Raw genomic sequence first — 24,285 nt, 5'->3', positions numbered from 1 at the left:
TGGTGGCCGTTCCGCGGCTGTTTCATTCCTTCGGGTGACAAGTCCGGGCGAGGTGGCCCGATCGGGGCATGCGGTGGACACAATCGATCCGGTCGTACTAGGGGGGCCGGCGGCATGATCCGTAGTAGGGCTGGGGCTCCCGCTGGGGCGAGGCTCCCGACGAGGACCCGGGCCGCCTTCCGCGCCCTCGTCCGCGCGGGCCCCCTCCGGGTCCTGGCGCTTCGGGGCGACCCCCGGCGGCTGCGCCGGGGGCTCTCGCTGGGGCTGCCGACTCTCTGGGGCGCCGTGGCGATCACGTACAAAATGGCCTGTCCGCTGGCCCAGGAGACGGGGCTCGGTGCGCGGATCGTCAGCAGCGCCGTCTTCTTCGCCGTCGGCACCGGCCTCGTCCTCCACATCCGTCACACCCTGCTCAGGGAGTTGCGGCAGATGCGGAAGATCGCGCACGCCGCGCAGAACGTCCTGCTGCGGCCCCTGCCGCCCCGCGTCGACGGGCTCGCCGTCGCCGGCGGTCAACTCTCCGCCGACCGGGGCGCGGGGGTCGGCGGCGATCTGTACGAGGTGCTGACCACCGAGCAGGGCGTACGCGTCGTGATGGGCGACGTCCGGGGGCACGGGCTCGGCGCCCTGTCCACCGTCGCCGCCGTCCTCGGCAGCTTCCGTGAGGCCGCGCACGACGAGGCCGAACTCGCCGGAGTGCTGCGCCGCCTCGAACGCGCGCTCGCCCGCCACCTGCGGGAGCGCTCACGCGCCGAGCACCCCGCGGGCGGCGGAGCGGAGCCCGACAGTCCGCTCGCCGAGGAGTTCGTCACCCTGCTGCTCCTGGAGATCCGGCCCGACGGCGAGGTCGTCGCCCTCAACTGCGGCCATCCCTGGCCCTATCTGCTGTCGTCCACGCCGGGACCGCGCGGCCCGCGCGGACGCGCGGAACGGCTCGCGGGAGGCGAACCCCTGCCACCGCTCGGCCCGTTCCCGCTCCCCGCCGATCTGCCGCTGGTGCGCTGCGGGCGGCTGCGCCCCGGCGAGGCGCTGGTCCTGCACACCGACGGCGTCGAGGACGCCCGGGACCGGCGCGGCCGGTTCTTCCCGCTGCACACCGCGCTCGCCGAGGCGGTACGCGTGCGGCCCGTCGTCCCGCAGGCCCTGATCCACGCCGTGTTCGCCCAACTCCTGCGGCACGCGGGCGGGTTGCCCGCCGACGACGGCGCGCTTCTGGTGCTGGCCAACGACCGCAGGCGCGTGGTGGTCCAGCAAGGCGAACCGATACGCCGGCCCGCGCAGCGGGCGACCTGAGCGCGGGGCGCGCCGTCCGCCCGGCCGCGTGTGTCGGGCAGGCGGCGAAGGGGCGGACGGCGCGGACGGCGGGGCCGCCGCACTGTACGAGGGGGAGCCGGCGGCCCGACCGGCCTCTCTGACGAGGTGCCTGAAGTCAATCGCCCCCGACACCCCCGGCGACAGAGCGCGCACGCTGCGGATGCGCGCACTCGCTTCACACCCCGTGTGAACTCCGCTCCACTGAGCGTCACAGTCCACTACGCTGTCCGCACCGAGGCACCGGAGGGCATCATGCAGCCCAACACCCTGCTCGACGCGATACTCGACGAGGCCGGTGTCTCGCACGCGGGACTCGCCGCGCACGTCAACCAGGCGGGCCGCGCCAGAGGACTCGCCCTGCGGTACGAACACACCGCCGTCGCCCGGTGGTTGAAGGGCCAGCGGCCCCGGGGCCAGGTGCCCGACCTCATCTGCGAGGTGCTCGCCGCCCGGCTGCACCGGCCCGTCACCCTCGACGACATCGGCCTCGGCGTCCCCGGCCGTCCGGCCGCCGTCCACGGCTCCACACTGTCCGGCTTCGTGGAGCGCGCCACCGCCCTGTGGCGCTCCGACGAGCAGCAGCGCCCGCACCTCTTGGGCGCCCCCGCTGTCACCGGAACGCCCGCCGTGATGCCCGTATGGGAGTGGGAGAACCCGCCCGAGGACGTCGATGTGTCGCGCGGCGGACGCCAGCACGTCGGCATGGCCGACATCGAGATGCTGCGGGCCGCCCGCGCGCACTACGAGCAGATGTACCGCAAGGCCGGCGGCATAGCGACCCGCACCCGCATCGTCGGCTTCCTCACCTCCGAGACCGCGCCCCTGCTGCGCGGCGGCTACACCGACGCCACCGGCCGCCAACTCCACCGCGCCACCGGCGGGTTGGTCGCCATCGCCGGGATCTGCGCGTACGACTCCGACGCGCACGGCCTCGCTCAGCGCTACTTCCACCAGGCGCTGCGCCTGGCCAAGGCGAGCGGCGACCGGGGTCTCGGCGCGTATGTCATCGCGCTGCTCGTCAACCAGTCGCTGTTCATGCGCGAGCACCGGCAGGCCGTCGCCTTCGCGGAGGCCGCCCTGCGCGCGGCGGGCCGGCACATCACACCCGCGCTCGCGTCCGACCTGTACGCGATGCAGGCGAAGGCGTACGCGCACCTCGGCGACGGGGCCGGCGCCCTGGCCTGCATCCGACGCGCCGAGTCAGCCGCCGACCGGATCCGCCGGGGCCACGAGCCCGACGAGACCGGATACGTCCAACCGGGCCTGGTCAACGTCCAGGTGGCGGAGGCGCTGCTCAGCCTGGGTGATCTGCGGGCCGCCGCCGAGCACGCCGAAGCGGCCGTGGACACCCCGGCGCACGACCGGGGCCGGGTGCACCGGCTCGCCATGCTCAGCCAGATCGAACTGCGCCAGGGCCACGCGGACAAGGCCGCCGCCACCGCCGTCGACATGGCCGAACAGGCCCGGGGCATGGAGTCCCAGCGGCTGCGCGACCGGCTGCGCGAGGTGCGCGCCCAACTGATGCGCGGCGGCTGCGCGGGCACAGCGGAGGCCGCCGAACTCATCGACAGGGCGCTCCGCGTACCCCTGTAGGACGCCTGTGCGGGGCGCTCCGCGCCGTGGCCCCGGCGGCGCGCCGCACGCACCGCTCTGAGCACGGCATACCCCTGCCCTCTCGTTCCTGCTGCGATATTGCCACTTACTCCCAGGAAGGTGGCAGAACCGTGCAGTGGACGAAACAAAGCGAACAAACTGTGTATGAGAACCGCTGGTTCAGCGTGAACCTGGCCGATGTCGAACTGCCGGACGGCCGGCATCTGGACCACTTCCTCATCAGGATGCGGCCCGTCGCGGTCGCCACGGTCGTCAACGACGCGAACGAGGTCCTGCTGCTGTGGCGGCACCGCTTCATCACCGACAGCTGGGGCTGGGAACTCGCCGCGGGCGTCGTCGAGGACGGCGAGGACATCGCGGTCGCGGCGGCCCGCGAACTGGAGGAGGAGACCGGCTGGCGGCCGGGGCCCTTACGGCATCTGATGAGCGTCGAGCCGTCGAACGGGCTCACCGATGCCCGGCACCACATCTTCTGGGCCGACGAGGGGGCGTACGTCGGCCATCCCGTGGACGACTTCGAGTCGGACCGCCGTGAGTGGGTCCCGCTCAAACTCGTGCCGGACATGGTCGCCCGGGGCGAGGTCCCGGCCGCCAACATGGCGGCGGCCCTGCTGCTCCTGCACCAGCTGCGCCTGGGACAGGACGGCCCACCGCCCGCCGGGGTCAGGCCCTGACGCCTTAACGGCCCAGGGCCTGCCACACGGTCACGACGAGGGCGCCGAAAGCGGTGAGTGCGGCGACCGCGGGCAGCGGCCACCGGGTGTGCTCCAGTGCGGTGACCCGTACGCTCAGCTCGTCCTGGTCCTTGGCGGTCTGTTCATCACGCTGGGTGAGCAGTGCTAGCCGTCCCTCCATATGGGCGAGGCCCACATCGAGACGGCGACGTAATTCCGCGACGTCTTCCGCGGCCATGGGATGGTCCTGGTCGGTGGTCACGAGTCCGCTCCTTTCGGTGGTCGTCACATCCCTTTCACATGCATCGAAAGTCAACACGCCTGGTGGGCGCGGCGGGAGCGTGTGCGGAGGGCATATGCGAGCCCGGTGCTCGCACCCCGTGCGAACGGTTCGGGCCCGGCACTCGTGAGAGCGCCGGGCCCGAGACGGTGAGAACTACGGAGCGTGGCCGGAAGCGGAGGCAGGGACCGCGATTTCCTCCGGCTCGGCCGCACGGAAGCGGCTGACCGCACGGATCCGGCCGACCGTGGAGAACCGGCCAGAGCGGTCAGGTGTACGGGCCGGCCGGGTCGGGCGTACGGGCAGAGCGGTCGGGCGTACGGGCCGAGCGGTCAGATGTACGAATGGAGCGGTCAGGCGTACGGATAGAAGCCCGAGCCGGACTTGCGGCCCAGGCGGCCCGCGTCGACCATCCGCTGGAGGAGCGGGGGAGCGGCGTACAGCGGCTCCTTGTACTCGGCGTACATCGAGTCCGCGACCGATGCCACCGTGTCCAGGCCGATCAGGTCGGCCAGCTTCAGCGGGCCCATCGGATGGGCGCAGCCCAGCTCCATGCCGTTGTCGATGTCCTCGCGGCTCGCGATGCCCGACTCGAACATCCGGATCGCGGAGAGGAGATACGGGATGAGCAGCGCGTTCACGACGAAGCCCGAGCGGTCCTGGGCGCGGATCGCGTGCTTGCCGAGCACCTTCTCGACCAGCGCCTGCGCCCGGCTGATGGTGCCCTCGGACGTGGTGAGCGCCGGGATCAGCTCGACGAGCTTCTGCACCGGGGCCGGGTTGAAGAAGTGGATGCCGATCACCTGGTCGGGGCGCGAGGTCGCCACGGCCAGCTTCACCAGCGGGATGGACGAGGTGTTGGAGGCGAGGATCGCGTCCTGCCGGGTCACCACCTGGTCGAGCACCTGGAAGATCTCGGTCTTGACCTGCTCGTTCTCGACGACCGCCTCGATCACCAGATCACGGTCGGCGAACTCGCCCAGGTCGGTCGTGAAGCTCAGCAGCCCCAGCGTCGCATCCCGCTCCGCCTCGCTGATCTTGCCCCGCTCGGCGGCCTTGGACAGGGAGTTGTACAGCCGGGTACGGCCGATCTCCAGGGCTTCGCCGGTGGTCTCGGCGACCTTGACGTCCAGCCCGGCCCGCGCGCACACCTCCGCGATGCCCGCCCCCATCTGGCCGCAGCCCACCACTCCGACGCGTGTGATGTCGGCGAGAGTGTCGGTCACTTCGTCCCCTTCGTGAACGTGTTAGGCAGGCAGCACCCTCGTAGGGTGGCGGCGCCCGCCCCGGCCTGCACCGTACTCCGGATCTCCGGACGGACATCCGACCGGGTCCGGGCATCCGGCCGGGTCGGGCATGCTGGGCGGCGGAAACCAGGCAAGACGTCAGGAGCGATGTATGGGGCGGATGACCCGAAGGGGCTTCGCGACGGCCGCGGGGATCGTGCTGACCGGGCTCACGGTCGCCGGGGACGCGGCGGCGGAGGGGGTCGTGGGCGCCGGGGCCGCCGGGCGGCGGCGCGGCAGTCCGGGGGCGGCGGGCGGTGTCCCGCAGGGCGGCGAGCTGCGCGGGATGTGGCTGGCGACCGTCACCAACCGGGACTGGCCCTCACGCCCCGGACTCCCGGCCGCCGAGCAGCGCGCGGAACTCCTGCGCTTCCTCGACGGCGCGGTGGAGCGCCGGCTGAACGCCGTGATCCTCCAGGTCAGGCCCACCGCCGACGCGCTGTGGCCCTCGCCGTACGAGCCGTGGTCGCAGTACCTCACCGGGGTCCAGGGCCGCGACCCCGGCTGGGACCCGCTGGGCACCGCCGTCACCGAGGCGCACCGCAGAGGCCTGGAGCTGCACGCCTGGTTCAACCCGTACCGGGTGGCCAACCACACCGACCCGTCGCGGCTGGTCGCGAGCCACCCCGCGCGCGTCCACCCGGACTGGATCGTGCCGTACGGCGGCAAGCTGTACTACAACCCGGGGCTGCCCGAGGTACGGAGCTTCGTCCAGGACGCGATGCTCGACGCCGTACGCCGCTATCCGGTGGACGCCGTGCACTGGGACGACTACTTCTACCCGTATCCGGTCGCCGGAGAGGTCTTCGACGACGACGCCGCCTTCGCCGCGCACGGCGGCGGCTTCCCGGACCGGGCCGCGTGGCGCCGCGCCAACGTCGACCGGCTCGTCACCGAGACGGCGGACCGGATCCGGCGGACCCGGCCGGGCGTCCGGCTCGGCATCAGCCCCTTCGGTATCTGGCGCAACGCGTCGAGCGACCCGCTCGGCTCGGACACCCGCGGCGCCCAGAGCTACGACGACCTGCACGCGGACACCCGTGGCTGGGTCCGCAAGGGCTGGATCGACTACATCTGTCCGCAGCTGTACTGGAACATCGGTTTCGCCGGCGCGGACTACGCGAAGCTGCTGCCCTGGTGGGCGGAGGTGGCCGCCGGCACCGGCGTCGGCCTCTACGTCGGTGAGGCGCTGTACAAGGCGGGCGACCCGGCGCAGCCCGCGCCCTGGCAGGACCCGGCCGAGCTGTCCCGCCATCTCACCCTCGCCGCCCGGCACCCGGAGGTGGGCGGGCACGTCTACTTCTCGGGCAAGGAAGTGCTGGCCGATCCGAGTGGGGCGATGGCTCGTGTGGTCGCCGACCACTACGGGCGCCGGGCCCGGCGCCCGGTCCGGTCGTAGACTGACGCCGACGGACAGGCCACGGAACACCGGCAACGGGCGGGCCGCCAGAGGGCCCCTCGCCACGGTACGAGGAGGGCGCTCCGATGCATGCAACCAAGGGTGACCATCTGCTGGTGCACGGCAGGATCGTGGGCCAGCACGACAAGGTCGTCGAGATCGTCGAGGTCATGGGGTCCCAGGGCGAACCGCCGTACCGCGTCCGCTTCCAGGACGGGCACGAGGCGGTCATGTCACCGGGTCCCGACTGCGTTGTCCAGCACCCGGACACGGCTCAGTAGGACGTTGTCCAGGGCCCTGACACGGCTCAGTAGGGCATAGGCCCTCAGGAGGACATCGGCCGCTCCACGGGAACGTCAGCCGCGTGCCCGTTGGGTGACCGCGATGCACACCAGCACCGCGAGCGCCGTCAGCGGCGCGGCCGGCGTGAGGTGTTCGCCGAGCAGGAACACCGACCACACCAGGGTCAACAGCGGCTGCGCGAGCTGGAGTTGGCTCGCCTTGGGGATGCCGATCACGGCCATGCCCCGGTACCAGACGACCAGCCCCACGAACTGTGATCCGGCCGCCACCCAGAGCAGCCCGGCGACGCTGTGCGCGGTGAGCTGGACCGGCTCCAGCGACAGCGCGACCAGCGCGCCGGGCAGGGTCAGCGGCAGACACAGGACGAGGGCCCAGGCGATGACCTGCCAGCCCGGCATCACCCGCGCGAGCCTGCCGCCCTCGGTGTATCCGGCGGCGCAGATCAGCAGCGCCCCGAAGAGGTAGGCGTCGGCGCCGGTCAGCGCGCCGCCGCTCTGCTGGACCGTGAACGCGATCACCGCCGCGGCGCCCGCGCACGCCGCGATCCAGAACGTACGGGACGGCCGGGTGCCGATGCGCAGCGCCGAGAACAGCGCGGTCGTCAGCGGAAGCAGGCCGACGACGACCGCCGCGTGCGCGGTGGTGGAGGTCTCCAGGGCGAGCGTGGTGAGCTGCGGGAAGCCGAGGACCGTACCGGCGGCGACGACGGCGAGTCCGGCCCAGTGGCGGCGCGCCGGTACGGGCACCCGCAGCGCGAGCAGACAGCCGCCCGCGATGACGGCGGCGATGACGCTGCGCACCGTGACGAGGGACCAGGGCCCGAAGCCTTCCAGGCCCCAGGCGGTGGCGGGGAAGGTGAGGGAGAAGGCGACGACGCCGAGGGCCGCGAGGAGCGTGCCGCCGCGGCGGGACGGGTTGTGGTCCGGGACGGGGTCCGCACCGAGGGGTCCGCCGCCGTGAACTGATATCGACCCGGCGGGAGTAGCGCTATCCTGTGCTGTCATGCACGAGCGTAGCAGTGTGGGTGAACTGGCGAAACGGCTGCGACAGGAGCTGGACCGCTACTCTCCCGATGAGAAGCTGCCGTCGAGTCGGTACCTGGTCGAACGGTTCCGCGTCAGCCCGGTCACCGTCTCGCGCGCCCTCGCCCAGCTCGCCGCCGAGGGCCTGGTCGTGGTGCGGCCCGGCGCCGGAGCCTTCCGCGCCGGACCCCGCACCCCCCTCGCGCGCGGCGGAGACACGTCCTGGCAGGAGGTCGCGCTCAGCGCGGACGCGGCCACCGAGGCGGTGCCCCGCGCGGTCGACGCGTCCGGGGTGCTGGTCACGCTCGCCGCCCCGCCCGCCGGAGTCGTCGAGTTCAACGGCGGCTATCTGCACCCGTCGCTCCAGCCCGAACGCGCGATGGCCGCGGCCCTGGCCCGCGCCGGACGCCGTCCCGGCGCCTGGGGCCGCCCGCCCGTGGACGGACTGCCCGAGCTGCGCGAATGGTTCGCGCGGGGGATCGGCGGCGCGATCACCGCGGCCGAGGTCCTGATCACCTCGGGCGGTCAGTCCGCCCTCACCACCGCCCTCCGGGCCCTGGCACCCCCGGGCGCCCCCGTCCTGGTCGAGTCGCCCACCTACCCCGGCATGCTCGCCATCGCCCGCGCCGCCGGGCTGCGTCCGGTGCCGGTCCCGGTCGACACCGACGGCGTACGGCCACGGCTCCTCGCCGACGCGTTCCGGGCGACCGGCGCGCGGCTCTTCGTCTGCCAGCCGCTGTTCCAGAACCCGACCGGCGCCGTCCTCGCCCCGGACCGCCGGGCCGAGGTCCTGCGGATCGCCCGCGCCGCCGGGGCGTTCGTCGTGGAGGACGACTTCGTACGCCGGCTCGTCCACCGGGACTCCGGGCCGCTGCCACCCCCGCTGGCCGCCGACGACCCGGACGGTGTCGTCGTCCATGTCTGCTCGCTCACCAAGGCGACCTCGCCGAGCTTCCGCGTCGGCGCGCTCGTCGCGCGCGGCCCGGTCCTGGAGCGGCTGCGCGCCATCCAGGTGGTCGACCACTTCTTCGTCCCCCGGCCCTTGCAGGAGGCGGCACTCGAACTCGTCGGATCGCCCGCCTGGCCGCGCCATCTGCGCGCGGTCTCCGAGGAGTTGCAGAGCAGGCGCGACCGGATGACGGCCGCCCTGCGGATGGCGCTGCCCGACCTCGCCGTCCCGCACATCCCGTCCGGCGGCTACCACCTGTGGCTTCGCCTGCCCGACGGCACCGACGAGGCCGCCCTGGCCGCCGCCGCCCTGCGCCACGGGGTCGCCGTCGCCCCCGGCCGCCCGTACTTCTGCGCCGAACCGCCCGCCGCCCACGTCCGGTTGTGCTTCGCGGGCGTCGCGGGCCTCTCCGAGATCACCGAGGGTGTACGGAGGGTGCGCGCGGCGTGGGACGAGGTACGGGGTCAGAGGGCGACGGACCCTTACCATCCGTAAAGCCTTGACCTGGACGTTTCAGCGGCCCCACGATCACGGCATGCAGGTTCGCGTCACGCTGATCGCCACCGCTCGCAGCTCCTCGCTGCTCGCGGAACGTTTCGACGACGACCGGCCGCTCGACCAGGCCGGATGGTACGAGGTGCAGCTCGCCGCCCAGGCCCTGGTCCCCCTCGGCGTCGCCGAGCTGCGCTACTGCTCACCGACCCCGCGCAGCCGCGCCACCGGCACCGCCCTCGGCTTCGCCCCCCTCGTCCAACCGGCCCTGAGCGACTGCGACATGGGCCGCTGGCGCGGCTGCACCCTGGCCGAGGTGACCGCGCATGAACCCGAGGCGGTCGACCAGTGGCTGGGCGACCCGCGGGCGGCGCCGCACGGTGGTGAGTCGCTGCTGACGTTCATCTCCCGGATAGGGCACTGGCTCGACACCCGCCCCGCCGAGGACGGGGTCCGTATCGTCGCCGTCGCCGAACCGACGGTGGTGCGGGCGGCCCTCGTCTACGCGCTCAAGGCGGCGCCGCCCACGTACTGGAGCATCGACGTGCTGCCGCTGTCGACGGTGACCCTCACGGGGAGCCCGGGGCAGTGGAGTCTGCGGCTCGACGGGGGACCGACGATGTAGCGCTGTCAGTGGCGTACGTGTTGCTGTCAGTGTCGTACGCGTTGTCGCGGTGGTACGTGGTGCTCAGGACGAGGTCCTTCGCCGGGCCGCGGACCCGCCACTCGGTGCGCCAGTCGTCGTCGCCGTCGACCGTGAAGGTGCCCCGGTAGAGGTCCGCCGCGCAGGGGTGGTCGGCCACCCAGTGGCCTGTGCGCAGGTCCAGGTCGTGGAAGGGGCGTCCGTCGGAGAACTCGACGCGGGCCGTGCCGGCGGGGTCGCCCGGGAGGTAGCGGAGGGTGCGCTCGGCGGGGCGGGCGACGCCCTGCCAGACGAAGGTGCCGGATTCGTGGTGCAGCAGGCCGGGGCGGCCATGGGCGGAAGCGGCCGGTTCCAGGGGTGAGAAGTCGGTGGTGCCGGTGAACCGCCCCGCCACCTCACCGGCCACCTCACCCGCCGCCCCGCCCGCCAGATCGCGGACCACCCGCTCCACCCGCCACCGCCCGGCGAGATACGCCAGCACGTCGGGCACGCTCCGGTACTCGCCCACGATCCCTTCCGTTTCCGCCGCGCAAAGCCGTTGCGCGCGGCACGTCCGAGCTTACGCACGACCCGGCCGGGGGGATCGGGGGCGCCGGATCAGCCCGCGTAGTCGCGTACGACCTGGCGGGCCAGCTTGGCGCGGGCGGCGGCCAGTTCACCGGCCACCGCGTCCGCCATGGCCCGGTCGACCGTGATCAAGGCCGCCGACTGCTCGCCGTCGGCGAGGCACCGGCGGCGCAGATGGGTCGGCGGGTGGGTCGCGTCCACGCTGTGGCCGCGCAGGGCGGCGACCCGGCGCAGCCGCTCGTACTCGCGCTCCGGCACCGACGCGGTGTGCGCGGCCAGCCGCTCCCACAGCCCGTCCGCCACCTCCGTACGGCCCCCCGAAACGCCCCTGGTCTGCGCGGCGACGGACGCGCGCCGCAGCTCGGTGCCGACCGCGCTCCCCAGCAGCAGGACATCCATCAGCTCCGTCGCGGCGGCGGTCGAACCGGCGCGGGCGGCCGTCCGGTCGGCGAGGTACTCGGCCCGCTGCGACGCCCGCATCGTCAGATGGTCGAGCAGCAGCAGAACGCCGCGTACGGCACAGCGCGGCAGGAACATCAGGGCGTTGGCGAAGCGCTCGACCAGGCTCGGCGACTCGATGGGCGACAGCATGTGCAGCCACAGCGCCAGCGACCGCAGGGCGCCGCCGATCACCCGCTGGTGCCGGGTGTCGCCGTGCGCGTAATGACCCACCTCGTGCCCAAGCACGGCGACGCGCTGCTCCCAGCTCATGACCTCCCACAGCCCGAGGCCGACCCGCAGCACCCGCCGCTGCCGGAGCCCGTACGTGGTGACGCTCGCGTTGAACTCGGAGCCCACCGCGACCGCGTCCACGCCACGGGTGCCCGCGACGGCCGCGACCTCGTCGATCAGCGCGAACAGCCGGGGCGCCTCGGCGCGCGAGAGGACGGGGGTGTCGTCGGGCAGCCGGCCGAAACGGGGCCGCAGCGCGAAGGCGACGATCAACAGCACGGCCCCGACGAGCGGTCGCACCACCGTGCTCCAGCCGAGGACCACCAGCAGCACCCCGGCGACGGCCAGGACCACCGTGACCAGATGCACGGCCAGCGCGATGCCGTACGCGACGACGCCCGCCGTGTCGCGGCGGGGGCGCGGATCGGGCGACGTCTCCATCTCGGCCAGCAGGTGCTCGCCGTGCCGGTGCGCGAGGCGGCGCCGTACGGCCTCCACCCGGCCCGGCGCCGGGTCCTGCGGGCTCGGATCCACATTCCAACCGCACCCGGCGCACCAGGCGACGAACCGGGGATCCTCCGGCACGTCCGCCCCGCACTCCGGGCACGCTCTCGCCCGTCCCACGACAGCACTCGACTCCACCACGACAGTCCCCTCCCCTTGACGGCCCCTCGCCGGGACCGCCCCCCACCAGCGCTCGTTCGAGCGGCCCGCAGCCTAGCGCGCCGACCCGGTCGACGGCCGCTGCATTGTCGTACCCCTGTGGCAGGGTGCCTGACGGAGACGCCGATCGAAGGAGCAGAGCCGTGTCCGGCACCGACGCAGTCCGTTCGTCCCTGGCCGCCGCGGCGGCCCTGCTCGCCCCCGCGCACCCGGAGGTGGCGGAGCGCGTACTGCACGCCCATGACGACCCGGCGGGTTATCTCCGCACGTACGCCGACGAGTTGGACGACCGGGGCATCGACGAGCCGATACCCGATCTGGCGTGGATCGCGCTGGTCGACGCCCTCGACAGGCACCGGCTGCTCGCCGAGTTCGACTGGAAGGAGGACCCGCGCGAGATCCGGGCCCGGCTCGGAACGCTCGCGTCCCGCCCGTCCGCCGACCCGTGGGTCCTGCTCGACGCAGGCGACACGAACCTGCCGACGTACGAGTTCCTGGAGGTCTGCGGCAGGCACTACCGGGAGGTCGGCGCGGCGCTCGCCGTCCTCGACATCGAGTCGGACTGCTATCCGGTGGTGTGCCTGCGGGGGGCTCGGGCGGAGGAGCTGACGTCGCTTGCGGAGAGTGCGGGGTTCCGGGCCTGGACGTTGGGCGAGGGGTAGGGCGAGGGGGCAGAGGGGTAAGGGGGGCGAACTTTCTGTGGCCGCCAGGCTGTTCGACTGGGGGTTCGGTGCGTTGTAGCGTTCAAAGGGCACTGTCGGCGGCGAACGGAGCAGGTCATGCACAGCGCAGGCGGAGACGATCGGATCGACACCTCGACCGCCCATTCCGCGCGGGTCTATGACTACATCCTGGGCGGCAAGGACCACTACCAGGTCGACGCGGAGGCGGGAGACGCCATGTGCCGGCACTGGCCGGCGCTGCCCGTGCACATGCGGGAGAACCGGCGGTTCATGCACCGCGCCGGGCACTACCTCGCCAAGGAGCAGGGCATCCGGCAGTTCCTCGACATCGGCACCGGTCTGCCCACCGCGCCGAACCTGCACGAGGTCGTGCAGGAGGTCGACCCGGCCTCGCACATCGTCTACGTCGACAACGACCCCATCGTCCTCGCCCACGCCCGAGCCCTCCTCCAGGGGTCGGCCGAGGGAAGGACCGCCTACGTCGACGCCGACATGCACGACCCGGACGCCATCCTCGACAGCCCTCAGTTCCGCGCGCTGATCGATCTGGACGAGCCGGTCGGCCTGATGATCATCGGGATTCTCCACTTCATCCTGCCCCCCGACGACCAGCGCCTCGTCCAGCGGCTGCTCGAACCGCTGGCGCCGGGCAGCTTCCTCGCGATGACCATCGGCACCGCCGACTTCGCTCCCGAAGAGGTCGGCCGGGTGGCCGACGAGTACAACCAGCAGGGCATGCCCATGGTGCTGCGCGACCTGCCGACGGCCACCGCCTTCTTCGACGGCATGGACCTGGTCGAGCCCGGCGTCACCCAGGTCCACACCTGGCGGCCGGGCCCCGAGCAGGACGGCGTCGACGACGCGGCCATCGCCATGTACGGGGCGGTGGCGCGCAAGCGCTGACGAGCGGGAGGCCGCGCCCACCGCGCTTCGTCATCCGCCGCCGAACCCCGTCCGACCCGGCCCGCCGCGTTCCGCGGCGGCATGCCACCAGCCGGGCGGGGACGGGCCGGTGACCTCGGAGGTGGGCTGGTCGGGATGCAGCCCCAGCCGCCGAAGGGCGTCGGCACGCACGCGGACGGTGAACCAGCCGTGCCAGTGGCCGTCGGCACCGACGCCGCACGACAGGTCCCAACGGATCTCCTCCCGGCCGAAGGGCATCCAGTCGATGCCGCGGTCACGCAGTCAAGCGCGCACGGCCGCCAAGGGCCGGGGACGGCCCGGCGCGTTCTCGTAGGCCGCGACGGTGATCCAGTCGGTGTTCCGATGCTCCATGGTGTTCATGATGACCGGCAGCCGCCCGGGTCTGCCAGCGGGTTGCGCGTGTGCTCGATCTACGTGCGCTCTACCTGCGTGCTACGTGGGCTGGACCGCGTCCAGCGCCGGAGCGATGACGGTGAACGCCCGGTCGAGCAGCGCGAGCGGGTCCTCCGTCGCGTCGCTGCCGCTCCAGCGGTGCAGTACGGCGTCGAAGGCCGTCAGCGCCATCCCGGCGGCCAGCCGCGGATACAGCTCGGCGGCGGGGTCCAGATCCAGGCGGTGCGCCAACTCCGCCGCCAGATCGTCGCGCCACTGCGCCTGACGCTCCAGGAAACGGGCGAGCAGAGCGGGCGTACGGAGAATCAGCTGGACCACCCGCAGGGCCCGCTCCGAGTGGTCCGCGCAGGCGGCGATGGGGACCGACACGGCGCGTAGCAGCGCCTCGGACGGCCGCTCCCCGGCGGGCCGGTCCGCCAGCTCCGCACGCATCCCCGTGCCCATGTCGGCCAGGAATTGGACGACCACGTCCTCCTTGGACGCGAAGTACCGGAAGAACGTGCGCTTCGAGACGCCCGCGGTGGCCACGATCTCGTCCACCGTGACCGCGTCGAACCCCTTCAGGGCGAGCAGTTGCAGTGCCGCCTCGGTCAACTCGTTCGAGACGAACTGCCGTTTGCGCTGGGCGAGGCTCACATCGGGGCGCGTATCGGCGCGGATACCGGGGCGGGCGTCACGGGTGACTTCCGGGCGGACTTCTGGGCGGGGGCTCACGGCGCCATCGTAACGCCATGCCTCCAGTGACACCTAGGCGCGTATTGACACCAAGTGCCACTGAGGGCAGCATGTGCCATATGATGAGCAAGCAGTGGACCGTGGACCGGATTCCGGACCAGACCAAGCGGGTGTTCGTCGTCACGGGGGCCAACAGCGGCCTCGGTCTGGCGACCACCCGGGCGCTCGCCCGGCGCGGCGGGCGCGTGATCCTCGCGGTGCGTGACGAGGGGAAGGGCCGCCGGGCGGTCGCGGAGATCACCGCCGAACTGCCGGACGCCGACCTGGAGGTACGCCACCTCGACCTGGCCGACCTCGACTCGGTCCGGGCCTTCGCGGAGCGCCTGCACACCGACCACCGGCACCTGGACGTGCTCGTCAACAACGCCGGAGTGATGGCACCGCCCCGCTCACTGAGCGCACAGGGGCACGAGGTGCAGTTCGCCTGCAACCATCTCGGCCACTTCGCACTCACCGGGCTGCTGCTCGACCTGCTGACCCTCGGGCACGACCCCCGGGTGGTCACGGTCAGCTCGGTCAACCACCGCTCACGCTCGGCACGGCTCCGCTTCGACGACCTCCACGGCGTACGCGACTACTCACCCATGGGCTTCTACAACCAGTCGAAACTCGCCAACGCCGTCTTCGGCCAGGAACTCCACCGGCGCCTCGCCGAGGCCGGCAGCCCGGTGCGCAGCCTGCTCGCCCACCCCGGCTACACCGCGACCAACCTTCAGAGCGGTACGCCGGTCGGCCTGTGGCGGGTGGTGCTCGGCCGTATCGGCAACCCGCTGTTCGCCCAGCGTCCGGACCGCGGCGCGCTGCCACAGCTGTACGCGGCGACCGAACCGGGCGTGGAGAGCGGCCAGTTCATCGGCCCCGACGGTCCGGCCGAACTGCGCGGTGCGCCCACGCTCGTGCGCCCGTCAGCCACGGCCGCCGACCCCGAGACCGGCCGCCGCCTCTGGGACGTGTCGGAGGAACTGACCGGCGTACGCTTCGCGTTCCCTGCCCCGGCCTGAGCGGCGTACGCGAGGAGAGGGGCCGGTGGGGTCAGTCGCCGGCCGTCAGCGTGTCGAAGAGTGGCCAGCCGTCGATCTCCCTCACCCCGCGGGGAACCGGCAGCACCTCACGCGCCACCGCCTCGTCCACGAATCGGCGTACGACGCCCGGCTCATGGAGGTTGAGCGTGACGCCGGCGGCGCAGACCGCCCCCGTATGCAACGGATAGCCGGCGACAGCGCGGCCGGGACCCCCGTAGAACACGAGACGCAGCATCGCGTCACTTCCTTCCGCGCGGAGGGTCAGCGCTTCGCGGCACTCCCGGCAGGTGTGCCGCACGGACCACAGCCAGGTCACCTCCCCGACTGTCAGGCGGCGCAGGCGGCTTCTCTTGCTCACCCGCCCACCCTACGGGCGCGACAGGATGCCCCCTGTGAACCCTCTCCTGTGCGGACTCGCCACCCACCCGGCCCTGCCGGACGAGCTGGTCGACCGCCTCATCGCGGTCGCGGACGCCGACATCGCATCGGACCTCGCCCTGCGCCCGGACCTCACCCGCGACCAGGCGGTCGCGCTGGCGGCACGCGTGCCGGACAGCGCCGTACAGCTCGCGTACGAGGGCCGGTCGACCGCCGCCGACATCGACCCCGCGACCCATCCGTACGCCGCTCTCGCCCTGCTCCACGAGGGCGCCGGGAGGCCGGAGTGGGCGCGTATGTTCGCGGCGGATCCGGATGCCGGGCGACGGGAGAAGCTGGCGGCCTGCCCCGGCCTCCCGGCCGACGTGGTGCGGACGCTCGCGGCGGACACGGAGGTACGGGTGGTCGCGGAGCTGGCGTTCTCGGCCGCGCCTGAGACGGCCGCCGCACTTGCCTCGCATCCCCACGCCGAGGTCCGTCGCGCGGTGGCGTGCAACGAGGGGACACCCCCGCCCGTACTGGCGGCGCTGCTCACCGGCGAAGGGCTGCCTCCCGCCCTGCGATGTCTGGTCTGCGACCGCGAAGAGACGCCCTACACCCACGATCCGCACTGCCCGCACCCCGACTGCGATCTGCTGCCGGGCGCCGCCTGCGACGGCTCCCACGAGTCCACCACGCACGACACAGGAGGCGGCCCTGCGGAACCCGGCCACGCCCACCTGGGCCGTCGTCGGATTCGCCGACCACCCTTCGATGATCCTGCGGTGGACGCTGGCCGGCCGCTCCGATCTGCCGTCGGAGGTGAGCGGGCGGCTCGCCGTCGACCCGGCGCCCGGCGCCCGGCGTCCGGGCCGACCTCGCCGGGAACCCCGCGATCGGCGACACCGTAATGCGTGGGCTGGCCGGTGACCCCGACCCCGATGTGCGCCGCGCCCTCGCCCACCACCCGCACGTACCGCTCGACGTCCTCGCCGACCTGGCCGGTGCCGTCAAGATCCGCGCCACCCTGCTCCCGAGGATCGCCGCCGCCACTCCCGCCGAGGTCGAGACGCTGGCCCAGGCGCCGAACCCGGCCGTACGGATGCTGGTGGCCCAGCGCCGCGATCTGCCGGCCGCGATCCGCGACGCGCTGGCCGGCGACCCCGACGCGAAGGTGGCCAAGTCCGTCGCCCCGCACCCGGGCCTCTCCGAGGCACAGCTGCGCGCCATGGTCGACCGGTACGGAGCCCAGGTCGTCGCCAAGGTGGCGACCAACCCGGCCGCGTCCCCGGCGCTCCTTGAGGAACTGACCCGGCACGGGCGGGCGGTACGCAAGGCGCTCCGCGAGATCGCCCGGCACCCCGACGCGACGGCCCCCGCCCTCCTCGCCTGCCTGGCCGACCGCGACGCGAGGCGCCGTGCCGCAGGCCACCCGGCCCTCCCGCCCCCGGTCGTCACGGGGCTGCTCACCGACCCCGACTGGCAGGTGGTGGAGGCGGCGGCCGGGAACCCGTCACTGCCGATCGACGTGGCGGCGGAGCTGATACCCGGCGCTGGGGGAGTCCGCGAGCGCTGATCACGGCGCCGGCGATCCGCCCGTCGCGCCGCCGTACGATGGCGGCCACCGGAAGAGCGGTGCACTCGGCGAGAGCAGTGATCCACGACCCCACGATCCGTGATCCGGTCAGGATCGGAGAAGCGTCGTGCGGCGCCGTCTCGTAGCGTCGACGGCATGCCGACGGAGGACCGCGCAGGCGGACCCGCCCCACAGATGGAGAGACGATGAGCAAGGCCCAGAGGACGGACGCGCGGGCGCCCGAGCGGCACGACGCCGACAGCCATGACCTGATCCGCGTGCACGGCGCGCGCGTGAACAACCTCAAGGACGTCAGCGTCGAGATCCCGAAGCGCCGGCTGACGGTGTTCACCGGGGTGTCGGGGTCGGGCAAGAGTTCGCTGGTCTTCGACACCATCGCGGCGGAGTCGCAGCGGCTGATCAACGAGACGTACAGCGCGTTCGTGCAGGGCTTCATGCCGACGCTGGCGCGGCCCGAGGTCGACGTACTCGAAGGGCTGACGACCGCGATCATCGTCGACCAGCAGCGGATGGGCTCCGACCCGCGCTCCACGGTCGGCACGGCCACCGACGCCAACGCCATGCTGCGCATCCTCTTCAGCAGGCTCGGCAAGCCGCACATCGGCCCGCCCGGCGCCTTCGCCTTCAACGTCCCCTCGGTCCGGGCGAGCGGTGCGATCACCGTGGAGCGCGGTGCCAAGAAGGCGGTGAAGGCGGTCTTCAACCGCACCGGCGGCATGTGCACGAATTGCGAGGGCCGGGGCACGGTCTCCGACATCGACCTCACCCAGCTCTACGACGACTCGAAGTCGCTCGCCGAGGGCGCGTTCACCATCCCCGGCTGGAAGTCGGACAGCTTCTTCACCGTGCGGGTCTACGCGGAGTCGGGGCTGCTCGACCCGGACAAACCGATCCGTGAGTTCACCCAGCAGGAGATGCAGGACTTCCTCCACCGGGAGCCGACCAAGGTGAAGGTTGAAGGGGTGAACCTCACCTTCGAGGGGCTGATCCCGAAGATCCAGAAGTCGTTCCTGTCCAAGGACCGGGAGGCGATGCAGCCGCACATCCGGGCGTTCGTGGACCGGGCGGTCACCTTCACGACCTGCCCCGAGTGCGACGGCACCCGGCTCAGCGCGGGCGCCCGGTCGTCGAAGATCAAGCGGATCAGCATCGCCGACGCCTGCGCGATGCAGATCAGTGATCTCGCCGCCTGGGTCCGCGGCCTCGACGAGCCGTCGGTGGCACCGCTGCTCACCACGCTGGGGCGGACCCTCGACTCGTTCGTGGAGATCGGCCTCGGCTACCTCTCCCTGGACCGGCCGTCGGGCACGCTGTCGGGCGGCGAGGCGCAGCGCGTCAAGATGGTCCGCCACCTCGGCTCCTCGCTCACCGACACCACGTACGTCTTCGACGAGCCCACCGCGGGTCTGCATCCGCACGACATCCAGCGGATGAACGACCTCCTTCTGCGGCTGCGCGACAAGGGGAACACCGTTCTCGTCGTGGAGCACAAGCCCGAGACGATCGCGATCGCCGATCACATCGTGGACCTCGGCCCCGGCGCCGGTACGGGGGGTGGCGGCGTCTGCTTCGAGGGCACCGTCGAGGGCCTGCGGACCAGCGGCACCGTCACCGGGCGCCACTTCGACGACCGGGCCGCGCTCAAGGACACCGTACGCACGCCGACCGGGGCGCTGGAGATCCGTGGCGCGAAGACCCACAACCTGCGCGATGTCGACGTCGACATTCCGCTCGGGGTGCTGGCCGTCGTCACGGGGGTCGCCGGTTCCGGCAAGAGTTCGCTCGTGCACGGGTCGATCCCCACCGGGGACGAGGTGGTGTCGATCGACCAGAGCGCGATCAAGGGCTCGCGGCGGAGCAACCCGGCGACGTACACGGGGCTGCTCGAACCGATCCGCAAGGCGTTCGCCAAGGCCAACGGTGTGAAGCCCGCGCTGTTCAGCGCCAACTCCGAGGGCGCCTGCCCCACCTGCAACGGCGCCGGCGTCATCTTCACCGACCTGGCGATGATGGCCGGCGTCTCCACCGTCTGCGAGGACTGCGAGGGGAAGCGGTTCGAGGCGTCGGTCCTCGACCACCACCTCGGTGGCCGTGACATCAGCGAGGTGCTCGCGATGCCGGTGACCGAGGCCCGGGAGTTCTTCGGCGCCGGCGAGGCGCACACACCGGCCGCGCACCGCATCCTCGACCGGCTCGCCGATGTCGGGCTCGGCTACCTCACCCTCGGCCAGCCGCTGACCACGCTGTCCGGCGGTGAGCGGCAGCGGCTCAAGCTGGCGACGCGGATGGCGGAGAAGGGCGGCGTCTACATCCTGGACGAGCCGACCACCGGCCTCCACCTCGCCGATGTCGAGCAACTGCTCGGCCTGCTGGACCGGTTGGTCGACTCCGGCAAGTCGGTCATCGTGGTCGAGCACCACCAGGCCGTCATGGCGCACGCCGACTGGATCATCGATCTGGGCCCGGGTGCGGGCCACGACGGCGGCACCGTCGTCTTCGAGGGCACACCGACGGACCTGGTCAAGGGCCGCGCCACACTGACCGCGGAACATCTCGCGATGTATGTGGGGGTCTGAGCGGGGGCGGCGGGGAGCGTGGGGCCCTGGAGGAGTCCAGGCCCCGGGAAAATGCGCTGTACGGGCCCCCGCTCGGGCGTCTAACCTCACGTCCCATCGGCGTGTAGCTCAGCAGCAGAGCACCGGGCTCTTCACCCGGAGGGCGCGGGGGCGGAACCCGCCACGTCGGCTTATGAACGACGACGCTGGGCAGCAGCATTCCGCCGAATCCGGAACAGAATCCGGAACCGGAACCGAGTCGGGAACCGGATCCGGAACCCACATCTCCGCGACCTACCCGCAGGGTCAGTTGGCCCGCGCCTTCGCGACCTCGCTGACCCACGGCGACCCGGACACCCGACGCCGCGCCGAGACCCGCGTCGCCCGCTGGCGCGCCGTCCTCGCCGGAATCGCCGACGGCACCCTGTCCATCGGCTCGCGTACGCCGGTCGCCGGGCTGCCCGCCTGGGTGACCCCGGAGGTCGTCCGGGGCGGCTTCGCGACGTCCGCCGCCCGTGCCGGAGGCCCGCTCCAGCCGTACGAGCGTGAGGCGGCGGCGCGGGCGGGGGTGCCCGAGCGGCGCGGGGCGCTCTTCGCGTACTGCCTCACCGAGCCGGGCCTGAACCGGCTCAACACCCTCCTCGACAGCGGCCGTTACGACATCGCCGTGCCCGAGGAGGCCGCGCTGCTCACCGTGGCGTGGCTGGTGCGGGCAGGCGACGCGACCGGTGCGCTGGACCTCGTCGACGAACTGGAACCGTTCGCCGACCGGCTCCGCTTCACACCCCGGCCGTCCGAACTGCCCGTGCCGGACGCGGAGGCGGTCCACCGGCGCACGGCCGGCGACACCGGCGCCGCCCTGGCCCTCCGGCAGCCGAACGAGGCGATCGAGACGCAGCGCGAGGCGCTGTCCGTCTGGCAGCCGTTCGGCGACGAACTCCTCGCCCACTGGCTGGAGACGGCCGGCGGCCGCGTGCTCGACCGCGCCCCCGACGATGCCTGGCGGCGGCGCGGTACGGAACTTCTCCGCCGGTACCGGGAGTTGGCCGCGACCCACACCCGCTGCACCAAGCACCGGGACCCGAAGGAGAACCTGGGCATTCTGCGCGGCGCCCTCGAAGTGGCCGTCACCGGGCGGCGGTTGGACCCGCGGCGGCTGGGGCTGCTCCGGCATGCGGTCGAGTCCATGGTGCGGCGGCGCGGACTGCCCGGGTCCGCCCGGCACACCGAACTGCGCACCCGCCAGGCGGCGCAGGCGGCCCGGCCCTCGTACATCTCCGTGACCCAGCTCGTGCTGCGCCGGCTGTCCGGCCTTCCGCGGGAGTCGGGCGTGGCCGACGTGGCACCGCTGGTCGCCGATGTGTCGGCGCGCGAGGCGGAGGAGACCGGGATACCCGCCGGGACACCGGTGCCCGCGCCGGTCCGGCATACGGTGGAGGCCGCGCTGAGCGCCCCGATCGGGACGCTCGTGGAGCGCGGTGTGGTGCCATCGGCCGAGGTCCTGGCCGAGTTGGTGCCGCAGCTCGTGGCCGTGACCAGCGCGCAGGCGTACGCGGACGAGGCGCTGCGTACCCTGATCGCCGCGAACTACCGGGCGTTCCGCAACCGCCGCTCCCTGCTCCTGCTCGACCTCGCGGGGCAGGTGCGGGTCGAGGAACTGCCCTGGGTGCGGGCGGCGGCCGGGCACCGCGCCGGCGGGGACGGCCGGGACGCGGCGCGCACCGCGCTGCGGCAGCTCGGCGAACTGGCCGTGCAGGCGTTCCCCGGCACCCTCCTGCCCAACCCGCTGATCCGGGAACTCGGCGTACTCGCCCGGCAGGCCGGACTCGACGCGCCTTTCGTGGAGGAACTGGCCGCCGACATCTTCATGGGCACCTTCGCTCCGAAGTTCCTCGCGGCGGCCCAGGTCGCCGCCGACCTGCTCGGCGGCACCCTGTACGAGCGGTACTACGACATCGACTACGCGGCCGTCCGTGCCCTCGCGCAAGCCCAGAGGGACGGGACGCAGACGCAGACGCAGACGCCGACGCGGGGGCGGGGGCCCCGGACCTCTCCCGGGTTCGCGGAGCTGTGCACCGGGCGGGCCGGTGGGTCCGGAGAATGGTCGGTCGCGGCGAACGGCATGATCGTCGAGCAGGCCCAGATCCTCACCACCCACAACCTGGCCACCCTGGTCGCCCGCGTCGGCATCCGCCCCGCACCCGGCTGGGAGGACCTGTCCCGCCGCAGCTTCACCACCGTCTGCCGGACGACGGCACGCGTCCACAACAACCGGCGGCCCCTGCCCATGATCAAGGACGCGGCGTACGCATGGCGCCAGATGGTGTTCCACCTGTCGCTGTGCGACCCGGCGACGCAGGCCCGGGTGATCGCCGAACTGACCGAGGAAGCGGCCCGGCACCCTGCCCACGTAGCGGCACGCCTCGCCCCCGCGCTGACCGGCCTGCGGCAGGCAGCGTCGGGCACCCCGACCGACACACCGCCCGGCCGCCGCCTCCTCGCCTGGACGACAAAACCCCACTGGCTCAGCCGACCACCCCGGACCTGACCCATCGCGATGGATCTCTGGCCGCTGTACTCCCAGAACGACTACGCGTCCTTCGGCTGTCTCTTCGGGGTGCGCAACTACGCGGGACATCGCCCCCTCGCCGCAGACCGTGGTCTTCCCGATGACCTGTCGAGCAGCCTGCGGGCGCAGTTGGAACCGTGGGTGGCGCAAGGTGCGATGACGGGGGCCACCTGGGTGAGCTGGGCCGACATCGCGGGCCTGGATCCGGCGTCCGGTCCCGAGTACTACGCAGGTCGGCTGACGTGGTCGTCGCCGTCGCTGCCCTCGACGCGGCGCCAGCAGCTCGTACCGGCCGCATGGCCCCCGGAACTGGTCGCCGAGGTGGGTCCCCGACCGCACGGGCTGGACGGCGCCGATTCCTGCACGGAGTGGATCACCGATGACTTGCGGTGCACGTACGAACCGCTGACGGCCGGTGCCGTCCTGGGCGGGGAGTCCCACTGGAGACACGTCTTCGCCGTGATGAAGGCCCTGGCGGAGCGCTTCGGTGCGGAGGATGTCCGTCTCGTGGCGGCCTTCGACTGAGGTGACTGAGGTGACTGAGGTGACTGAGTTCGAATCTCCTTGTCGGTGCGGACGGCGGTCAGCTCGGCCAGTACCTGGAGTTCCCGTGGCGAGAGTTCGCCGGGCCGCCGCGCGTCCGCTGCGGTTTCGTCGGGTGACGGGTCCGAGTGGGGGGCAGGGCCTCGGTGAGCAGGGGGGGACGTCCCTGAGCCGGAGACCGCCTCGGGCCGGGCCGCGGAGCACGCGGAACACCGGGTCGTGGTGGAGGCGTCACCGCCAGGCGGAGGCGGCGGAGAACTCCGCGTCCACTCAAGCCCCGCGTCAGGACGGTGCGAGGACGCAGAACTCGTGACCCTCAGGGTCGACCAGACACGTCCACGGGACATCGCCCTGACCGAGGTCGAGATCCGTCGCGCCGAGGCCCCGCAACCGGGCCACCTCCGCCTCCTTGTCGTCCCCGGGGTACGGCAGCAGGTCGAGATGGACGCGGTCCGGCACCGTCTTCACACCGGGCGTGCGGAGGAATTCGAGGTACGGGCCGACCTCCTCGGCGGAACGCAGCACCGCACGGTCGTCGGCCACCTCGTGCAGGGCCCAGTCGATCGCCGCGCCCCAGAACCGGGCCATGGCCCGCGGATCCACGCAGTCGACCACCACCGCGGCGATCGGCCCGGTGTCCCGGTAGACCTCCCGAGGCTCCAGCACGCACAGCTCGTTGCCCTCCGGGTCGGCGAGGACCGACCAGGGCACGGCGTCGCCCTGGCCCACGTCGGCGGGCGTCGCACCGAGCGCGAGGAGGCGGGAGACCAACTCCGTCTGATGGGCCGCGGAGGTGGTGGCGAGGTCGAGGTGCACACGGTTCTTCGTCGGTGTCTTGGGTTCCGGGACGGGAACGACGTCGATGCCGACGACGACCGGGTCCGGCCAGGCGAGGCCGCCGGCGGGTCCGACGTAGGTGGTCACGCCGGGGCTGTACGCACTCCAGCCGAGCGCCTCCGCCCAGAACCGGCCGACCGCCGGGGCATCAAGAGCCTTCACGTTCACTTGAACAGGTCGCAGCGCCATGCC

22 protein-coding genes, 1 tRNA gene and 1 pseudogene are annotated in these 24,285 nt (G+C 72.7%); 15 read left to right on the top strand and 9 right to left on the bottom strand.

Annotation, left to right across the window (positions count from 1 at the left end):
- Positions 1–114: 114 nt before the first annotated feature.
- The 3 genes from ACIQNU_RS23475 (at position 115) to ACIQNU_RS23465 (ending at position 3,602) form a co-directional block, all read left to right on the top strand.
- Positions 115–1,293 (top strand): PP2C family protein-serine/threonine phosphatase, encoded by a 1,179-nt coding sequence (locus ACIQNU_RS23475; protein WP_401369593.1) that lies wholly within the window; start codon positions 115–117, stop codon positions 1,291–1,293.
- Between the two features lie 273 nt (positions 1,294–1,566).
- Positions 1,567–2,907 carry a transcriptional regulator gene (locus ACIQNU_RS23470; protein WP_401369590.1) on the top strand — a complete coding sequence of 447 codons (1,341 nt, stop codon included), beginning with the start codon at positions 1,567–1,569 and terminating at the stop codon, positions 2,905–2,907.
- Between the two features lie 131 nt (positions 2,908–3,038).
- The gene (locus tag ACIQNU_RS23465; RefSeq protein WP_401369588.1) at positions 3,039–3,602 is read left to right on the top strand and encodes an NUDIX hydrolase; all 564 of its coding nucleotides are present in this window, start codon (positions 3,039–3,041) and stop codon (positions 3,600–3,602) included.
- Between the two features lie 4 nt (positions 3,603–3,606).
- Here ACIQNU_RS23465 and ACIQNU_RS23460 read toward each other — a convergent pair whose 3' ends face one another.
- Both ACIQNU_RS23460 and ACIQNU_RS23455 read right to left on the bottom strand, forming a co-directional pair.
- Positions 3,607–3,864 (bottom strand): hypothetical protein, encoded by a 258-nt coding sequence (locus ACIQNU_RS23460; RefSeq protein ID WP_401369586.1) that lies wholly within the window; start codon positions 3,862–3,864, stop codon positions 3,607–3,609.
- Between the two features lie 371 nt (positions 3,865–4,235).
- Positions 4,236–5,108, bottom strand: a complete 873-nt coding sequence (locus tag ACIQNU_RS23455; RefSeq protein WP_401369584.1) for a 3-hydroxybutyryl-CoA dehydrogenase — start codon at positions 5,106–5,108, stop codon at positions 4,236–4,238.
- 172 nt (positions 5,109–5,280) lie between these two features.
- On the opposite strand from ACIQNU_RS23455, the gene ACIQNU_RS23450 reads away from it, so the two are divergent.
- Both ACIQNU_RS23450 and ACIQNU_RS23445 read left to right on the top strand, forming a co-directional pair.
- Positions 5,281–6,567 (top strand): glycoside hydrolase family 10 protein, encoded by a 1,287-nt coding sequence (locus ACIQNU_RS23450; RefSeq protein ID WP_401369582.1) that lies wholly within the window; start codon positions 5,281–5,283, stop codon positions 6,565–6,567.
- 86 nt (positions 6,568–6,653) lie between these two features.
- Positions 6,654–6,848, top strand: a complete 195-nt coding sequence (locus ACIQNU_RS23445; RefSeq protein ID WP_401369581.1) for a DUF1918 domain-containing protein — start codon at positions 6,654–6,656, stop codon at positions 6,846–6,848.
- A gap of 75 nt (positions 6,849–6,923) precedes the next feature.
- Here the strand turns inward: ACIQNU_RS23445 and ACIQNU_RS23440 are convergent, their stop codons facing one another.
- Positions 6,924–7,874: a DMT family transporter gene (locus ACIQNU_RS23440; protein WP_401369579.1), complete on the bottom strand. Its 951-nt coding sequence runs from the start codon at positions 7,872–7,874 to the stop codon at positions 6,924–6,926.
- Here ACIQNU_RS23440 and ACIQNU_RS23435 point away from each other — a divergent pair.
- Positions 7,873–9,336, top strand: coding sequence for a PLP-dependent aminotransferase family protein (locus ACIQNU_RS23435; protein ID WP_401369577.1), 1,464 nt, complete (start codon positions 7,873–7,875; stop codon positions 9,334–9,336). The genes ACIQNU_RS23440 and ACIQNU_RS23435 overlap by 2 nt on opposite strands.
- 40 nt (positions 9,337–9,376) lie before the next feature.
- Positions 9,377–9,958 carry a histidine phosphatase family protein gene (locus ACIQNU_RS23430; RefSeq protein ID WP_401369575.1) on the top strand — a complete coding sequence of 194 codons (582 nt, stop codon included), beginning with the start codon at positions 9,377–9,379 and terminating at the stop codon, positions 9,956–9,958.
- Here the strand turns inward: ACIQNU_RS23430 and ACIQNU_RS23425 are convergent.
- Together ACIQNU_RS23425 and ACIQNU_RS23420 are read right to left on the bottom strand one after the other, a co-directional pair.
- Positions 9,903–10,484 carry a DUF6314 family protein gene (locus tag ACIQNU_RS23425; protein WP_401369572.1) on the bottom strand — a complete coding sequence of 194 codons (582 nt, stop codon included), beginning with the start codon at positions 10,482–10,484 and terminating at the stop codon, positions 9,903–9,905. The two genes, ACIQNU_RS23430 and ACIQNU_RS23425, sit on opposite strands and share 56 nt — an antisense overlap.
- An 89-nt stretch (positions 10,485–10,573) precedes the next feature.
- On the bottom strand, positions 10,574–11,749 hold the full coding sequence (locus tag ACIQNU_RS23420) for a M48 family metallopeptidase (protein ID WP_401369569.1): 1,176 nt from the start codon (positions 11,747–11,749) through the stop codon (positions 10,574–10,576).
- A 272-nt stretch (positions 11,750–12,021) separates the two neighbouring features.
- Between ACIQNU_RS23420 and ACIQNU_RS23415 the strand changes: the two genes are divergently transcribed.
- The gene (locus ACIQNU_RS23415) at positions 12,022–12,540 is read left to right on the top strand and encodes a DUF6630 family protein (protein ID WP_401369567.1); all 519 of its coding nucleotides are present in this window, start codon (positions 12,022–12,024) and stop codon (positions 12,538–12,540) included.
- Positions 12,541–12,657: 117 nt separating this feature from the next.
- Entirely contained in the window at positions 12,658–13,464 is an 807-nt protein-coding gene (locus ACIQNU_RS23410) for an SAM-dependent methyltransferase (protein WP_401369565.1), read from the top strand.
- A 30-nt stretch (positions 13,465–13,494) separates the two neighbouring features.
- Here ACIQNU_RS23410 and ACIQNU_RS23405 read toward each other — a convergent pair whose 3' ends face one another.
- Positions 13,495–13,722 carry a hypothetical protein gene (locus ACIQNU_RS23405; RefSeq protein ID WP_401369562.1) on the bottom strand — a complete coding sequence of 76 codons (228 nt, stop codon included), beginning with the start codon at positions 13,720–13,722 and terminating at the stop codon, positions 13,495–13,497.
- A gap of 195 nt (positions 13,723–13,917) precedes the next feature.
- On the bottom strand, positions 13,918–14,514 hold the full coding sequence (locus ACIQNU_RS23400; RefSeq protein ID WP_401369933.1) for a TetR family transcriptional regulator: 597 nt from the start codon (positions 14,512–14,514) through the stop codon (positions 13,918–13,920).
- Positions 14,515–14,672: 158 nt separating this feature from the next.
- Here ACIQNU_RS23400 and ACIQNU_RS23395 point away from each other — a divergent pair, with 158 nt between their 5' ends.
- Positions 14,673–15,614 (top strand): oxidoreductase, encoded by a 942-nt coding sequence (locus ACIQNU_RS23395; RefSeq protein WP_401369559.1) that lies wholly within the window; start codon positions 14,673–14,675, stop codon positions 15,612–15,614.
- 31 nt (positions 15,615–15,645) lie between these two features.
- On the opposite strand, the gene ACIQNU_RS23390 is transcribed toward ACIQNU_RS23395, so the two are convergent.
- Positions 15,646–15,993 (bottom strand): hypothetical protein, encoded by a 348-nt coding sequence (locus ACIQNU_RS23390; protein ID WP_401369556.1) that lies wholly within the window; start codon positions 15,991–15,993, stop codon positions 15,646–15,648.
- Between the two features lie 34 nt (positions 15,994–16,027).
- On the opposite strand from ACIQNU_RS23390, the pseudogene ACIQNU_RS23385 reads away from it, so the two are divergent.
- The 5 genes and pseudogenes from ACIQNU_RS23385 to ACIQNU_RS23365 all read left to right on the top strand — a co-directional run bounded on the left by ACIQNU_RS23385 (position 16,028) and on the right by ACIQNU_RS23365 (position 23,238).
- Positions 16,028–17,568 (top strand): annotated as a pseudogene (locus ACIQNU_RS23385) (hypothetical protein).
- Positions 17,569–17,774: 206 nt separating this feature from the next.
- Positions 17,775–20,165, top strand: a complete 2,391-nt coding sequence (locus ACIQNU_RS23380; RefSeq protein WP_401369553.1) for an ATP-binding cassette domain-containing protein — start codon at positions 17,775–17,777, stop codon at positions 20,163–20,165.
- 97 nt (positions 20,166–20,262) lie between these two features.
- A tRNA-Lys gene (locus ACIQNU_RS23375) sits at positions 20,263–20,334 on the top strand.
- A 3-nt stretch (positions 20,335–20,337) separates the two neighbouring features.
- Complete coding sequence (locus ACIQNU_RS23370) at positions 20,338–22,692, top strand: hypothetical protein (RefSeq protein WP_401369550.1); 2,355 nt, start codon at positions 20,338–20,340, stop codon at positions 22,690–22,692.
- A gap of 9 nt (positions 22,693–22,701) precedes the next feature.
- Entirely contained in the window at positions 22,702–23,238 is a 537-nt protein-coding gene (locus ACIQNU_RS23365; RefSeq protein WP_401369547.1) for a hypothetical protein, read from the top strand.
- Between the two features lie 300 nt (positions 23,239–23,538).
- On the opposite strand, the gene ACIQNU_RS23360 is transcribed toward ACIQNU_RS23365, so the two are convergent.
- A complete protein-coding gene (locus tag ACIQNU_RS23360) occupies positions 23,539–24,282 on the bottom strand; it encodes a VOC family protein (RefSeq protein ID WP_401369544.1) in 744 nt (247 codons plus the stop codon).
- Between the last annotated feature and the right edge of the window lie 3 nt (positions 24,283–24,285).

Origin of the sequence: Streptomyces sp. NPDC091292 (genome assembly GCF_044757265.1) — a bacterium.
GTDB lineage: Bacteria > Actinomycetota > Actinomycetes > Streptomycetales > Streptomycetaceae > Streptomyces.
Note: the sequence above shows the minus strand (reverse complement) of the source record. Positions and strands in the feature narration are given on the sequence as shown.

Bases quoted from the DNA above. Each gene is read 5' to 3' on its own strand.
- ACIQNU_RS23475 (WP_401369593.1), top strand. From the start codon at position 115: ATGATCCGTAGTAGGGCTGGGGCTCCCGCTGGGGCGAGGCTCCCGACG.
- ACIQNU_RS23470 (WP_401369590.1), top strand. From the start codon at position 1,567: ATGCAGCCCAACACCCTGCTCGACGCGATACTCGACGAGGCCGGTGTC.
- ACIQNU_RS23450 (WP_401369582.1), top strand. From the start codon at position 5,281: ATGGGGCGGATGACCCGAAGGGGCTTCGCGACGGCCGCGGGGATCGTG.
- ACIQNU_RS23445 (WP_401369581.1), top strand. From the start codon at position 6,654: ATGCATGCAACCAAGGGTGACCATCTGCTGGTGCACGGCAGGATCGTG.
- ACIQNU_RS23435 (WP_401369577.1), top strand. From the start codon at position 7,873: ATGCACGAGCGTAGCAGTGTGGGTGAACTGGCGAAACGGCTGCGACAG.
- ACIQNU_RS23440 (WP_401369579.1), bottom strand. From the start codon at position 7,874: ATGACAGCACAGGATAGCGCTACTCCCGCCGGGTCGATATCAGTTCAC.
- ACIQNU_RS23430 (WP_401369575.1), top strand. From the start codon at position 9,377: ATGCAGGTTCGCGTCACGCTGATCGCCACCGCTCGCAGCTCCTCGCTG.
- ACIQNU_RS23410 (WP_401369565.1), top strand. From the start codon at position 12,658: ATGCACAGCGCAGGCGGAGACGATCGGATCGACACCTCGACCGCCCAT.
- ACIQNU_RS23405 (WP_401369562.1), bottom strand. From the start codon at position 13,722: ATGCCCTTCGGCCGGGAGGAGATCCGTTGGGACCTGTCGTGCGGCGTC.
- ACIQNU_RS23395 (WP_401369559.1), top strand. From the start codon at position 14,673: ATGATGAGCAAGCAGTGGACCGTGGACCGGATTCCGGACCAGACCAAG.
- ACIQNU_RS23380 (WP_401369553.1), top strand. From the start codon at position 17,775: ATGAGCAAGGCCCAGAGGACGGACGCGCGGGCGCCCGAGCGGCACGAC.
- ACIQNU_RS23370 (WP_401369550.1), top strand. From the start codon at position 20,338: ATGAACGACGACGCTGGGCAGCAGCATTCCGCCGAATCCGGAACAGAA.
- ACIQNU_RS23365 (WP_401369547.1), top strand. From the start codon at position 22,702: ATGGATCTCTGGCCGCTGTACTCCCAGAACGACTACGCGTCCTTCGGC.
- ACIQNU_RS23360 (WP_401369544.1), bottom strand. From the start codon at position 24,282: ATGGCGCTGCGACCTGTTCAAGTGAACGTGAAGGCTCTTGATGCCCCG.